The sequence below is a fragment of the Opitutaceae bacterium genome, assembly GCA_015075305.1.
GTDB lineage: Bacteria > Verrucomicrobiota > Verrucomicrobiia > Opitutales > Opitutaceae > UBA6669.
This window is the reverse complement of the sequence record JABTUS010000002.1, coordinates 206,250-220,896: the sequence shown is the minus strand read 5'-3', so window position 1 is coordinate 220,896 and position 14,647 is coordinate 206,250. Positions and strand designations below refer to the sequence as shown.

8 protein-coding genes are annotated in these 14,647 nt (G+C 59.6%); 2 read left to right on the top strand and 6 right to left on the bottom strand.

Annotation, left to right across the window (positions count from 1 at the left end; translation table 11 throughout):
- Positions 1-18: 18 nt before the first annotated feature.
- The 5 genes from HS122_05360 to HS122_05340 form a co-directional block, all read right to left on the bottom strand.
- On the bottom strand, positions 19-435 hold the full coding sequence (locus HS122_05360; GenBank protein ID MBE7537821.1) for a DUF4038 domain-containing protein: 417 nt from the start codon (positions 433-435) through the stop codon (positions 19-21).
- Positions 436-858: 423 nt separating this feature from the next.
- Entirely contained in the window at positions 859-2,223 is a 1,365-nt protein-coding gene (locus HS122_05355) for an alkaline phosphatase family protein (GenBank protein MBE7537820.1), read from the bottom strand.
- 14 nt (positions 2,224-2,237) lie between these two features.
- A complete protein-coding gene (locus HS122_05350) occupies positions 2,238-5,411 on the bottom strand; it encodes a carboxypeptidase regulatory-like domain-containing protein (protein ID MBE7537819.1) in 3,174 nt (1,057 codons plus the stop codon).
- 22 nt (positions 5,412-5,433) lie between these two features.
- On the bottom strand, positions 5,434-7,005 hold the full coding sequence (locus HS122_05345; GenBank protein ID MBE7537818.1) for a sodium transporter: 1,572 nt from the start codon (positions 7,003-7,005) through the stop codon (positions 5,434-5,436).
- Between the two features lie 3 nt (positions 7,006-7,008).
- Positions 7,009-10,653, bottom strand: a complete 3,645-nt coding sequence (locus HS122_05340) for a hypothetical protein (protein MBE7537817.1) — start codon at positions 10,651-10,653, stop codon at positions 7,009-7,011.
- Between the two features lie 226 nt (positions 10,654-10,879).
- On the opposite strand from HS122_05340, the gene HS122_05335 reads away from it, so the two are divergent.
- On the top strand, positions 10,880-11,950 hold the full coding sequence (locus HS122_05335; GenBank protein ID MBE7537816.1) for a LacI family DNA-binding transcriptional regulator: 1,071 nt from the start codon (positions 10,880-10,882) through the stop codon (positions 11,948-11,950).
- Between the two features lie 56 nt (positions 11,951-12,006).
- Here the strand turns inward: HS122_05335 and HS122_05330 are convergent, their stop codons facing one another.
- Complete coding sequence (locus tag HS122_05330) at positions 12,007-13,047, bottom strand: LacI family DNA-binding transcriptional regulator (GenBank protein ID MBE7537815.1); 1,041 nt, start codon at positions 13,045-13,047, stop codon at positions 12,007-12,009.
- Between the two features lie 68 nt (positions 13,048-13,115).
- Between HS122_05330 and HS122_05325 the strand changes: the two genes are divergently transcribed.
- Positions 13,116-14,645 carry a sulfatase gene (locus HS122_05325; GenBank protein MBE7537814.1) on the top strand — a complete coding sequence of 510 codons (1,530 nt, stop codon included), beginning with the start codon at positions 13,116-13,118 and terminating at the stop codon, positions 14,643-14,645.
- The last annotated feature ends 2 nt before the right edge of the window (positions 14,646-14,647 follow it).

Here is a 14,647-nt window from a genome sequence, read left to right as displayed (position 1 = left end):
CTTTTAAGTCTAGTCATTTCAGCAACAGAACACTAGGATGCCCTTTTCGCCGGCGAGCTTCAGGATCCGGTCGGCGTGCCGGAAATACGCCTCATTGGGTGTAGAGAAATCGGTCGGGCTCAGGAATGGAGCGTCGCCGGCGCGGTTCCTGGGGGCGGCGGGCGCGAACTTGTGCTCGATCAGGTTCACGATCACGGCATTGATGCCATGCCGCCTTCGATCCTCGAGATAGCGCTCGGCTTCTTCCGTGGTTAGAGCAGCAAGCAGGGACCATGCGGTGTCACCATGCACAAGCCAGGGCCTCTTGTCGCATCCGACCAGGTATCGGTTGTCAGCGCTTATGGTGACCGGAAGGCATCCCGCATCCGTTGTGGCGGTCAAAGCCGTCACGCCGCAGGCGAGCGACAGCAGCAGAAGGCAGAAGTGGCGAGTCATGCGGTGGGAGGGACGGATTGGTTTCGCGATCGAGGAGGGCATCGCAAGTCAACGGTTGGCGCCAGTGCATGTGCGCCTGATCTTACGATGCGATGCCGGAGCAAATCCGTTACACGTCCTTCGCGACTGGATGTTTCGGCACCTCGGAGCCGACTTCAGGCCTCGGAACGAGCTGGTGGCTCTTTGTAATCGAGGTGACGTCGACGGGTGATTTCCCGAAATGACTGGTCTTAAAGAAATAATGCCATCCGAAATCCATTGTGAAAGGGATCACCATCGATCGAAATCCTTGGAATGCACTGATATCGGAGAGCCGGGGAGTGTGTTCATTCGTCGCCGATGAAACCACCCAGTGCAGGCCAGCCGCATACCATGGCTGCTGCAATGGATATTGCCGGGCCCGACACCGGTATCGGCGAAAATTCATGGGTCCGGCTTCAGGATTTCATCAATCACGCGACCCTCGACGTTTGGCAGGGGCACGTCGAGAAGATGAGCGATGGTGGGTGCCACATCCATGTTGCTCACTCGATCCAGTACAACCTCCTCGCGGATGCCTCCGCCGCTGGCGACAAAAATCCCGTCCATTTCAGGATCATCGGCTGGATAGCCATGCGATCCACCGTAGTCCACCGACGGATGCGATTCAACCTCCCCCGCCGCGGAGCCGGAAAAAGAGAATCCGGCCCTGGCGAAAAGGATCAAGTCGCCCATGGCTTGGTTTTCATCCGGCCCGGGCATGCCCAGGCCGGGCGCAGAGGTTCCATCAATGACCCGATCCACCCCTTCGGCACCGACAAAGAGGCTTTTCAGCTTGGGAATCAGCTCCGTTCTGCGAGCCGGATCCGTGACATAAATGAAAGCGATCCCACCCTGTGCCCCAGCGTAGGCGGCGCAGTCCACGATGCGCGCTCCGGCACTGCGCAGCAAACCCGCGCGCTTCAGGGTGACATTGGGGTACAGGTGGGTCTGCACCTTCTTGAAGCCGTGATCCGTCGTTACAATAAATGTTGTCTGCTTCAGGAGACCGGTGGCGTCGACGGTGCGAACCAATTCTCCGACCAGACGGTCCGCCAGGGCGAGGGCCGAATAACCGGCCAGCGATCCGGGACCATATCGATGATGCGTGGAATCGGTGTTGAGCAGGTGAAGCAGGAGAAGATTGGGGCGATGACGTTCAAATATGAACTGAGCCGCACGCAGCCAGAGCTCATCCCTGCAGACGATGTTCCGCTGCTGTTTGCCACCGTGTGCTGCAACGATCTCATCCAAGGAGGCTATTCCCGCATCAACCATCTCCCGCGCAACCTTTCCATTTGGATCCGGCAACTCTGCAAAACTCCAGTCAATGGTGCCGGCCCTGCTGATGGCGACCCAGTCGCACTCCGCGGTGCCAAGCCCTGCGGCGTGGGCGGCATCATAGACGGTGGGCACGCGCACCATGATCGACTTGTCGGTCCACGGCTCATTGTGGGTGGGACGACCCGGGCCCTGGCGAGTGACGTATCCGTTGAAAAGAACGCCATGGCGGCGCGGACTCACGCCCGTCACGAGTGTGGTGTGATTGGGCCATGTGACGGTTGGGTTGCTGGATGACAACGCCCTGGCCCGCGCACCATGGGCGGCCATTGCACGAAGGTTGGGCAATGGAAGGGAGGGATCCGGCCAAAGGTGGGCGGGAAATCCGTCGATGGTGATCAAGATGACATGGCGATCCGCACGCGGCTCAGCTCCCAATGGCACCAGCAAGAGAGCGAGCAGGAGTGAAATGATTCGCACGCGATGCATGAGGATGATCCAGGCTAGAAGCGCCCACGGAGGCCAAATGTCCAGAGCACACCGTATTCCTGCCGGCTCCGAAAGCGGGCGTGATCAGGGGTGCTTGGGCCGGCAATCTCCAGATTCTCCGGCACCCCAAGCAGATTCCGGAAGTTTGCGAACGCCGAGATCCTCTTCCAGAGGTGGTATTCCCCCATGACATCGACAAAGAGGCGTTCACCAATCCAATTATACATTCCCGGCTCAATGCTTGGCGCCGCTGCAACGGGTGCCCGACGCTGCCTTGTCCGGTAGCTCCAGTTCACCTGTACGTTGAACTTCTGCCGGGTCAGACTCACTCCCCAGCTTGCGCTGCGCGGCAGTGAGTTCACTCCGGTGAAGCTTCCCAGGTTGGCCCCCGTGGTGCGTTGCGCGCTTGCATTCAGAAAGACCTGCAGGCCCCGCGCCCAGCTGGGAAGGAATGTCAACGACTGTTTGTAGCTGAAGTCCAGTCCCTGGATGTAGACCTTGCCGTCAACATTGTACTGGGTGGAAACGTCGTACTGGCCGTATGTGGCCTCATCCAGCCCGTAGAGGGCGAGGAATTCCGGTGTTGGCCGGAACAGGGTTCCGGCGAAAAGATTGTTGAAGCTTCTTCTGAAGGCTCCAAGCGATATCTGGCCGACGCCTTGGAAGTAGTACTCCAGCCGCACGTTCATTGACTGCGCGCTCCACGCCTTGATACCGGCGTTGTTTACAGTGATTCGATTGGATGTGCTCGGGGCGGCCGTCGTGTCAGGAAGCGTGACGCCCCCGGCATACTGATTGAAATCCGGACGACCGACCGAATGGTAGTAGCCGGCGCGTGCGATCAAGTTGTCGAGGACGTTGTAGCTGACGTTGATGCTCGGGAAAAGACGCAGGTACTCCTTCTCCGCCTTCATGCCCCGCTCGATGTAGGTGAGCTTGGAGACGCCCAGGGCATCGGTGGTCGGAACCTTGAGCAGGGGCTTGCCGTTGGAACCAAGGATGACGCTGCCATCTGAATTGCGCTGATAGTTCAGGGTTGGGTCACTGAGTGGTCCGAGCGCCTCCACATTTGTCTGCTCTGCACGCAGCCCACCGACCATGCGCAGGCGGCGGTTCATCAGGCTCAGGTCGCCACGCAGATAGGCGGAGGAGATCAGTTCGGTCGCATATTTTGAGGTGCTGACAATTGAGCGGTATTCTGCATTTCGATCGATCACGAAGTGGGAGGGGTTGGCATTGTAGTCCTTCCAAAGGAGCTCATTGCTGATCCATTGGATCCTTGGAAATCCATAGGGTGCGGTGCGCTGCGAGAAGCTGGCATCCAGGAACGGCACGGCGAGATCATCACTGCCACCCAAAGGAGTCGTGCTGCCACGGCCATCGGCGCCAACGAACGTCGCGGTCGTCGTGCTGCCAAGATTGTTGCGCTCCGTTTTTCGCAGGTCGATTCCAGCCTTCAGCGAGAATGGCACGCGCCAGTTGAAGCTTCGCCCGATGCTGGCATACGCCCCCGTCTGAAGATCCTGCACATTTCGGGGGTTGGTCGTGGTCATCGTAGTCAAAGCATAACTGGAGAGGCTGTAGGGATCAACGGGGGTGCCCGTTGTGCCATCGGTGACTGAGATCACCCGGGGTCTCATCGTTGTGTAGTCTTCAAAGGCGACGGTGACACCGGTGCGTCGAGCCTGAGTGGTGTTGAGAAACCCGTTTTCAAGGTCTCGATTTCTTGAGACGGCACGCGAGCTTCCAATTCCGGCTTCCGCACGCCAGATGGGGCCGTTGTGGCGCCAGACCAGCGTGGGCGTGTAGTTTTGATTCGTGCGATTGCGGCCGCTGCGTGCGAGCACCAGGTCTCCGGCGCCCACGGCTCCCCTGGTGAATGTGGAGGAGAAATTTCCCGGCAGCACTCGATTCACGTTGAAGGTGACCGAGCGCAGGATGTTTGTCTCTTCGTATGAGGAGTATTGAAAGGAGAAGGAAATCTGGTCCCGGGATGACAGACGAAAATCCATGGTTGCTCCAAACGAGGCCTGCTCCTGATTCTTGGGTCGATCGCTCACGAGAAGGGTGGAAAGGTATGGCTGGTCCGGCGTGGTGTTTGGGAAAGTGGTCCCGTTTGTCCCCACGGTTGTGCCGCGCCAGGTGTTGCTGAGCAGCGATCCTTCGACGTACTGCGTCGAGCGCCCCCCTGAGAGCGTGAAGCCAAAATGTTTGTTCACGGGGTAGATGAGTGAAAAGTCGAATCCCGGATGAACCTTGCGGGTGGGCTTGTCGAGTGGTCCGGGCGTCTTGTGGAAGTCGCGCGCATTGTCCCGCATGCTCATGTAGACGCTTCCGCCGAAGGCCGGCTTGGAGCGCTCGAATGCGCTGCGTGGAACCAGGTTGACGGTTCCGGCCAGCGCGGCCCCCTGGCTTTCCGGGGTGGGGGTGAACGACACCTCGATCCGGGACAGGTTGTTGGTTGAGGCGAATCCGGCCTGCACCGATCGTGAGGTTCCCGTACCTTCCGCGGCCGCAAGATTGAAGCCGGCGACCGTGACCGGGACGTTGGCGGACGGGACTCCGTGAAGTGAGATCTCCAGAGCGTTTCCTCCGATAAAGTCGACCGCGACCCCGGGCAGGTACTTGAGAAACTCGGCGACGTTACCTTCCGCCACGTAGCCAAATTCATCAGCTGCGACCACGTTTGTGACGTTTGGTGCAAACCTCTGTTCGTTGATTGCGATCGCGGCTCCGGACATTTCGCGCGAGGTGCTGACGACAAGCTTCGCGAGTTCCACGGTGTCGCTGTCGTGCATCTTCATCCCCCGGGCCGCGATGGAGACGAGATTCACGTTGAGCTGGGACGCACGGCCCGGCTGCACCTCGATCTCCCTGAACTCAGGGGTGAGTCCGGTATAAAAAACCTTCACGCGGGCTTTGCCTGCTGGCAGGTCGGAAATGCGGAAATAACCACCCTGGTCGCTGAACGCCTCGATTGTTGTGCCCTCCACGGAGATGCGCGCCTTTTCAAGGGAATCTCCTGTGGTTGAATTCAGGATTCTCCCTTCTATCTCTCCGGTTTCAGCGCCCATTGCGTCGCGGGGCACCGCAATGGCCGACATCAGGAGGAAGTAGATCACGAGACTGCGCATGGATGCGAAACACCTGAAGGGCAGGGCGGTGGGTGGATTTGATGAGGTATTCATGATTTTGGAGACTCAAGTGGGATCAGGAAGCGGCGATCAAGTGTGGCAGAACCAAGGATAGCGCCAGGATGGCGCCGAAATATAGCAGGAGGATCACACCTTCGCGTCCTGGCTGCTGCCGCAGGAATCCGCCGAACACCAGCGGCGTTGATGCATGTCGCGGCAGGGCTATGCTTAGAGCGACTCCAAGCAGCACGGTCACCGTGGCGCCTGTGACGTTCCACCACAGCCAGAAGATCTGCTTGCACGCCAGCCACAGGTAAAGATTGACCAGCACGCCCGCAACGACACCGATGTTTGCAGCTCCGGGTCGGACCCAGGACCCCAAGGCCGCGAGCAGAAAGATTCCTGCGATCGGACCGTATACAAGCGACCCGACCTTGTTGATCGCCTCGATTGCGGTTGGAGCAATACGGTCGGCAAGAAATCCCAGGGCCATGGTCAGGATGCCGAATGTGAGCGCCACGCACTTGCTCCATTTCACGTATTTGTCCCGTGGAACGGCTCGGAAGCGTGTGACGAAATCCTCCATCACCACAGCGCTCACCGAGTTGATGGTCGAGCTGTAGGATGACATGCCGGCCGCGATCAGCGAAATCACGATCATCCCGATGACTCCATGGGGAAGATAGCCGGCCACGAAGACCGGTATCATCATGTCTGGTTTGGCGGCCGGTATCTGATCCGCGAAGCCGGCGTTGGCCAAGGCGAAGCTTCCGAGCACGAGTCCGCCGATGCAGTAGCAGAACGCGACGGGAAAGCGGAACAGCCCGTTGAAATAGAGCAGCCGTCGCACAGTGGGCTCGTCTTTTGCTGAAAGGATGCGCTGCGCCTGTGTCTGATCAGTCCCGTAGTAGGACACGTAGAGAAAGAAGCCCCCCACCAGCATGGGCCAGAATCCAAACTCGCGCCCGTCGAATCCGACGTTGGAGAAATCAACCACGCGCAAGCGACCGCGGTCCACGTGTTGAACGAAGGCATCCCAGCCCCCGATGTAGTGGAATCCCGCCCCCACAATTGCGAGTATTCCGAGAAACTTGATGATCATCTGGGCGACTTCACTGTAAACGATCGCCTTCATTCCTCCCTCGAGAGAGTAGATGACGGTGATTGCGCCAAGCAGCCCCATCATGCTCCAGAACGCCATTCCGGTGATCGTGGAAAGCACCATGCACACCATGCCGATGGAGATGCCCGCGCCGAATGTGCGCATGATCACGAACAAGCTGGCGAGAAGCATGCGGGAGGTGCCGTCGAATCGGTTCTCCAGAAACGAATAGACGCTCAGGACGCCCGATCGATAGAGCATTGGTCCGATGATCATCATGATCGCGACCATCGCGAGGGGGACGCCGAATTCGAACGTGAGCCAGTGCATTCCTCCTCCGGGCCTGAGACCGACAAACGCAGGCGCTGAAATGAAGCTGATCGCCGAAAGCTGCGTGGCCATCGTGGACATGGACAACGAGAAGGCTCCAAACGTCTTTCCACCCAGAAAGTACTCGGTTCCCCCGCGGCTCCGCCTGAACCGGAATCCGAACCAGATCATCGAAATGAAGTAGGCGGCGACCAGGCCGTAATCGAGTGCGTTCATCGATCAGAGCGGGTTGGGATTGTGCAGCAGGTCCAGCGCCAGTGCCGCACTCCAGGAAAAGTTGTCTGATCCGAGGCCGCGCGCGGCGCCGGGCCTTGGGTCAAAATATTCAAACAGTCCGCCTTCCGAAAGAAGCCGCAGCGTGTCTGATTTCACCCGTGAAGCGGCGCTGTGGAAACCATATCGATTCAGTCCATGATGGAGCATCCAGTTGAGATTCACCCAAACGGGTCCGCGCCAGTATTTGATGGGATCAAATGACGTTTCGCATGGCGCCGTTGACGCGCACAAGCGCCAGTCCCTGCCCGGCATGAACGATTCATGGAGGTGGCCGGCCAGTCTGGCTGCCTGGGCCTGGCTCGGAACGCCTCCAAACAGGGGCATGAAACCCGAGGATGTCTTGATGGGCAGCCGCCGTTCCCCGCTCAGATCGTAGGAATAGTAGAACCCGTCACGTTCATCCCACAGCTTGCGGTTCATCGCCTCAATCGTCCGCGCGGACCAGTGCTGGAGTTCAGATGTGTCAAGGCCGTGGCGCCTGCCCATCGCAATCAGGGCCGAGTTTGAGCGGACCAGCAGTGAGTTGAACAGCACGTCCTGAACGAGAAACGGCGATTCATCCGCGATGGCCTTTTCACGGTAGCCGCACCGAACGAACAGATCGACGAGGTGGATATAGCGGCGATAGTTGTCGTGGCTCGGGCGCTGGCCCTCAGAAATGCTCCTCAGGTCGCGCCGCAACGCGGTGACATCGCGTGTCTGACGTGGGTCGATTGTCTCAAGAACGGTGTCATATGGAGGGGAGTTGTCCGTGCCGGCCTCCCAGTTGTGCCGGATGCAGACCAATCCCTCCCGCCCGGGATCGCGGTGCTCGTAAAGATAGCGGTGAAAGGCGACAAGCTGCGGAAAGATTTCCCTTTCGAATGCATTCCAAAGAGGCGTCCTTCCCATCGGGGTTGAGGCGATGCGATCCACGACGAAGCCGAGAACCGGTGGTTGAACGATTCCAGAGGTGCGCACCCCCTGCGGACCGTCGGGAATGTTGTCCGTCGCCCAGACATCGGGCCCCGGAAAATAATTCGGGTCATCGCGGTGAAACACGATGTGTGGAAGCAGACCGCTTCGCCATTGTCCCTTGAGCAGGCTTCGGATTTCGGCGACGGCCCGTTCCGGCCGATGGCAGGCAAGGCCGAGGGCGATGAAACCGGAGTCCCAGTTCCATTGGAACGGATAGAGCCGTGCGGAAGGAATCGTGTATCCGTCCCTCCAGTTCGCATCGAGCACCTCGCACGACTTGCGGGCAAGCGCCGAAAACGCATCCGTTGCGGATTTCCCGTCCGTCCCGGGTTGCCTGTCGAGCGTGACGAGGCCCGATGGGTTTCTCGACAGCACGATGTCAAAACGTGCGCCACGAAACTGGAGTCCCCGCAGAGTCAACGAGCGCCAGGTGGAGGGAAGCACCGGGGCGTATCTGCCCTGCAGGCCGTCATCGGAGATGCGCAGCCCCGTGAATCCAAAGATCACGCTTTGAAGAAAGCCGCTTCCGGCCGCGTAGTGATGGGTGCAGTTGTTGCCCGCGGTTTCACTGCGCAGCAGGAAAGGGGGTTTGAGAAAGGACTCCTGTCCATGGGTGAGCCAGTGCAGCGCGGCGTCTCCGTCCCCCAGCTGTGCGGCGTGAGCAGCCAGCATGCTTTGCATCATCTGGTTGGGTTCCGGCGACAATGCGTTGTTTTTTTCCAGCGCGTAGCGGTAGTTGTTCTGTCGCACGTCGCGCGACATGGGGTGATCGAGACTGGGCGAACTGAGAAATGTCAGCGATCCTGCCATCCAGGTGCGCCGGTCATGCGGCACGTTCTCGTCAAAGACACGGTGACGGTTCTCGGTCTCGGAGAATGGCGGATTGATGCGGGTGCCGACCGCCTGCCACAACGGGTCGGGCTCAAGCGCAAGTTCGCGGGCCGCCAGGGTTGCAATTTCCAGATTTCGACGAGCAACAGCGTTTGTGAACGCCTCATTGTTCACGTGCGTGTACTTTTCATCAACCGAGGTTACGGCCAGAATGTCGAACTGTTCGCCGTTGGAGCCGCGCGTCCCGCGGCTGAGCCAGAAGTCGGCGGTTGCGGCAATGACGGGAAAGCCGCGATCGCGCAGCCACTCACGGTCCTGCGTCGCAATGAAGTACTGCCATTGGGCGATGGCGATGCAGCCATTCAACAGGATCTCACGCTCCCCGTTCACCCCGGCGAAGTGAGGCGTTTGCTCCGTACCCATCACCGCATCCGACTCCCATGGATACTTTGCGCCACGCAGACCCTGGCGCTCGGCGTTGGCCTTTGCCCAGGTCAGCGTGCGGAAGCGAAATTCAACGAGATTTCGGGCGCGCTGTGGATGAAGGAGCAGGAGGACTGGAAAAAGCCAGCTATCCGCATCCCAGAAGACATGGCCATAGTACGAGGAGGAAATTCCGCAGGCGCCGACTCCGGCAAAATAGTCCCGGGTTGAGATTTGCAGGAGTTGGAAGATTTCCGAACGGATCACGCGTTGGAAATCCGGATCACCGTCCACTTCGATGTCGGCCCGCCATAGTTGCTCCCACTCAGCCCGCTGCGCGCCGAGCGCGTGTTCCCATCCTTGCTGGCGGGCGTCGTGGACACGCTCGACGTCGCCATCCTTGGAAAAATCCCAGTCTTCGCGCGACACTGAGACATGGCGGACGAAGGAGCAGGGGCTTCCAGCTGTCAGGTGGGCGTCGATCTCAAGAAAAGCGCATTCTCCATCGATCCATGATCGAACCCCATGGATATCCAAGCCACTTGGCACATCCACGGCCAGCGCCTGCCCAAAAGACACACCATGCCGTGCGCGGCCCTTCAATGACAGGATCATGCGTTCCTGGTCGACGTGCAGCCGCTCGATATCCGCCACGCCGGAATACCAAAGGGCGGCGCGTGAGGGTGCGGTGAGGCTGTTGATGCGCAATGCCCTGCCTTCGGCGGCCAGGGCGAGCTGCAGGTCCATCCAGGTCAGGATCTCGGTTGGTGGAGCTGGGCGCTTGTCTGGCGAAACACCGGACGGTATCGTTGCCTCCCCATTGGCAAGCACGTCCTTGAGCTGCTCCCATGAGAGTCGAGCCAGGGCCAGACGAGCCGGTTCCTTGCAAGTTGTGCCGAGCGAAAACCGGAAACGCGCGGGGCCGGACCTATGCGGGGTTACGCTGAAGCGGGATGCCGCCAGATGGGGTTGCGCCTGACTGATAAGACTTGTGCATTCGACTGAGCTTGTGCCGTTGGAATCGTGCCAGTCGTAGCGGGTTTCCAGGACCCCCCCTTTCATGTTCAAAATCTGCCGATAGTTTCGAAGCACGTTGGCGGAAAGCTCGCTGGAGTTGAGCCATGCGCAGCCATTGAAGTAGTCCGCGTTGTTCCAATCAGGAAGGGAGACCGGACGGGACACGTCTTCGGGCGTTCTATCGATCAAGCCGCCCATATGTCCCAGGCTTGCATCGCTTCCACGAATCGAGCTGTAGAAGCCCCAATGGCCGTTCGAGAGCAGAAGCGGATGATAGGCCTTGGGCTCGACGAGCTGGTGTTCGAGGATGTAACCGCAATCGATGCGGGGGTCGAATGAAGGTGATGGGATCGAATTCAACAAAAACGTTTTTGTTTATGAAAATGAGAAATTCAGAGCTTCGGATCGATGCGAAAAATCACATGGCTGAACGCGGGGAATGAGAGAGGGGTGTTTGAGCATTTCCCGCCACAAAAAGGTTTTTGTCAATATTTCCTTTTCATCCGCTGATGTTGGGTCGACGCTCCACGAGGCAACGCTGTCATGTCTCCGCCTTGGGGACCCCCTTTGGGTCGGAAACTGAAGGTTGGAGACTGGCACGCGGCCATTTCGGATACACATGTCGATCGTTTCGCTAGCCCGCGACTTGGGACTTTCCATTTCAACCGTGTCTCGTGCGTTGAATGGGTATAAGGATGTTTCTCCTGCAACGCGGGAACGCATCAGGAGACGCGCGACCGAGATCGGATATCGCCCCAACCCGGGCGCACGACGTCTGAAATCAGGAACCACATCGGCGGTGGGAATGATTCTGCCCGCTGTCAGCGAGGGAAATCATGGGGTTGACTCAGTCTATTCCGGTCTCCTGGGAGGGGCGGCGATTGAATTGGAGGACGCGGGCTATCATTTGATCGCAACGATTCAGACCCGCAATGATCCGGCGCGTGAAACAGCCCTGTATGAGAATTTGGTGCGCGGAAGCTGGGTCGACGCACTCATCATCGGCCGGACCCGGATTGAGGATCCCCGGGTGGAACTCGCCCGTAAGGCGGGGATTCCGTTCGTCACCTATGGACGAACCGGCGACACCGAACCGTACGCATGGGTCGATACCGACAACGAAAAGGCGTTCTACCTGCTCACACGGCGTCAGATTGAATTCGGACATGCACGCATCGCGTTGCTGAACGGGCCCCTTCACTACTATTTCGCGCAGCTGCGCCAGCAGGGTTATGTCCGCGCCATCGAGGAGAGCCGATTGCCGGTAGATTCCTTGAGGATGCTCAACGGCGAGCTGAGCGAATCCAGCGGATACGCCCTTTGTCGTTCGCTGCTGGTCAGCGCACACCCGCCGACTTCCATCATCTGCGCGACCGATGCGATGGCGTTTGGTGCGATTGCAGCCTGCCGGGAACGCGGGCTTAGAATTGGCATGGATGTTTCAATTGCGGGCTATGGAAACACAAGCGCCTCGGCTTTCTGCGACCCCCCTCTGACCACGGTGGATCATCAGGTTTTTGAGAATGGTCGCCACATTGGACAAAGCCTGCTTCGACTTCTTCGTGGTCTGGCTCGACCCGAGGATATTCATTATCTAGAACCTGTGGTTCTGGTGCCTCGAAAATCAGATGGGCCGTGCATGACCCGGTCCGCATGAGAAGTCCTTGGAGCCGGCCCCGAGACGAGGAATATCCAAGACTGACACTATTGTGTCTATGGCTTGTGTCCCATGCGCGTGTGTTCCAAGCACGCGGCGGTCCCACTGTTCCAAGTTGTGCCCACCAGGAGGGTCACCGGGGCGGCGGACGATTCTGTTTCGGGGCGGTAGAGTTCCGCCACCAGCAGATCGACTGCGCGGCGCCCGACTTGGAGTGAATTCTGGTGGATTCCGGTCAGCGTGGTGTCGTCGTCGACCATCGTGTAGGCGACTGGAAAGCCGGTGTTCGCACGGTCCAGCAGACGGCGCACATCGCGGTCCTGCGAAATCAGGACGTCGGGAGAGTATCGACCCAACCAGGCGTTGAGGTGGCGCGCATCGGCTGTCTTGATGGCGGGTATGTCCAATTCGGGGAAAAGTTTTGCGCGTTCGGCCAGGTAACCGCCTTCCCAGAGTTTGCCGACGTGTGTCACGCCGGTCGGCGCGATCCTGGGGCTCTCGGCGCGCAGCACGAGTCCGGGTCTGCGGTACCCGAGTGCGGCGAGTTGCTCCAAGGCCTGGCCCATCGCAGAAAAATGATTGATCGAAACCCGGTTGATCGACGACGCCTGGAATTTGTAACCGAGCGCCACGACGACGAATTTCTGCGGGAGCAGGTCAAGGTTCGCCGAGGCATCCAGGATCGGAAGGGTCATGACACCGCGGATGCCACGCGTTTCCAGTATGCCTGCGAGCCTCTGCGCAGTGAGTCTGCCGGGCTCGACGACAAACACCTCGACCCGGTAGCCGAGGTCCTCCGCGCGGCGCCCGGCTCCCTCATGGTAGAGACGACAGGCGAGGCTGAGTTTCCAGTCGGCGCTTGTCGCGACCATGCCGAGCGTCGGCTGGTATTCAGCCTTGGTGATTCCACGGCGATACGAGTAGAGCGCATTCAACATCGGATCGGGCCTGTATCCCAGCTTGTCCGCCAGCTGCTGGATGCGACGCCTCGTCTCCTCCGGAATGGAGGACTGGCTGCGCAAGGCCCGCGAGACGGTCGACACACTCACCCCCGCAGCCTTCGCCAACTGGTTCATGCTGGTCCGTGGTCCCGGCATGCAATACTTTGCACAAGAGCCCCCTCGTTTTTTCAAACGAATTCCGGACGCTTGCAGCCCTCACAGCCATGGCTCCGCATCCCCCACCGATCCTCGATCGTCGGAACGATCGAATTCTTGTCCGATTCTGCATGCTTCTCGCGGGGTGGCTGTGTTTCGGGTCAGGCATGGGATGGTCCGCGCCATCGGGCCCGGACGGCGCGCAGCCGCGGCGTCCCAACATTCTTCTGCTCCTCGCCGACAACTGGGCCGCGCCGCACAGTTCCTTTGCGGGCGATCGCACCGTGCGCACGCCCAATTTCGACCGCCTCGCGCGCGAAGGCGTCTATTTCGACAATGCATTCTGTCCCGTGCCGTCCTGCTCACCGACACGCGCAAGCATGCTCGCGGGGCGCTACGCCCACCAGCTCGGAGAGGCGGTGAATCTGTGGAGTTCGCTTCCCTCGGAGTATCCGCTGCTGTCGGATCTGCTGCGGCGCGCAGGTTATGTCACGGGCTACTCGGGCAAGGGCTGGGGGCCGGGCAACTATGTCGCCAGCGGCTGGGCGGAGAATCCCGTTGGCCGCCGGTTTGCCGATTTCGGCGCGTTCTTGAAACAACGGTCAGATGGACAGCCGTTCTTCTTCTGGCTCGGAAATCTCGACACCGCGATCGGGCAGTGGGACTACCATGCCGAGGCGGCCAGGGGACTTGATCCCGCCTCGGTGAAGGTTCCCTCGCACCTGCCGGATACACCCGAGGTCCGCGCCGCGCTGCTGGCGTACTACAATGGCGTGCGACGATTCGATCAGGCGGTTGGTGCGGCCATGGAGGCGTTGGAGAAGCATGGGCTTGCCAGGGACACCATCGTGATCTGCTGCAGCGACAACGGATGGCAGATTCCGCGGGGGCTGGCGAACTGCTACGACGACGGACTCAAGGTTCCAATGGCGGTGTGGGGTCGATCAATCGCCGGCGGACGCAGGGTCGATGGCTTCGTAAATTTGAGCGAATTTGCGCCGACCGTGCTCGAACTGACCGGCCTGCCCGTGCCGGCGTCGATGACGTGCGGCAGCTTTGCGAGCCTGATCGAGGGGAAGAAGGATTCCGTCAAGCGGGACGCCGTTTTCGTCGAGCGCGAACGCCATGCCAATGTGCGCGCCGGAGATCTGGGTTATCCGATTCGAGGGATCCGTACCCGTGATTACCTGCTGCTGCTCAATCTCCGACCCGACCGCTGGCCGGCGGGAGATCCGGTGAAGCACCAGTCGGTCGGACCGTATGGCGACATCGACAACGGACCGATCAAGACGTTTCTCATGAACAAGCGGAACGATCCCGGAATGCAGCGCTATTTTGAGCTCTCTTTCGAACATCGGCCCGCCGTGGAGCTTTACGATCTTCGAAAGGATCCGGACCAACTGGTCAATGTCGCCGACAAGCCGGAATATGCCGCGGTTCAGAGCTCACTGAAGCAGCGCGTGATGGACTGGATGCGCGCAACCAACGACCCGCGACTCAACCCCGGTGATGACAGCATCGATCACTATTTTTACCACGGCGACGTCAACACGTGGGATAAAGACAACTTCGATGGCGCGCACCTCTTCACGCACTAGAT

Bases quoted from the DNA above. Each gene is read 5' to 3' on its own strand.
- HS122_05360 (MBE7537821.1), bottom strand. From the start codon at position 435: ATGACTCGCCACTTCTGCCTTCTGCTGCTGTCGCTCGCCTGCGGCGTG.
- HS122_05355 (MBE7537820.1), bottom strand. From the start codon at position 2,223: ATGCATCGCGTGCGAATCATTTCACTCCTGCTCGCTCTCTTGCTGGTG.
- HS122_05350 (MBE7537819.1), bottom strand. From the start codon at position 5,411: ATGAATACCTCATCAAATCCACCCACCGCCCTGCCCTTCAGGTGTTTC.
- HS122_05345 (MBE7537818.1), bottom strand. From the start codon at position 7,005: ATGAACGCACTCGATTACGGCCTGGTCGCCGCCTACTTCATTTCGATG.
- HS122_05330 (MBE7537815.1), bottom strand. From the start codon at position 13,047: ATGCCGGGACCACGGACCAGCATGAACCAGTTGGCGAAGGCTGCGGGG.
- HS122_05325 (MBE7537814.1), top strand. From the start codon at position 13,116: ATGGCTCCGCATCCCCCACCGATCCTCGATCGTCGGAACGATCGAATT.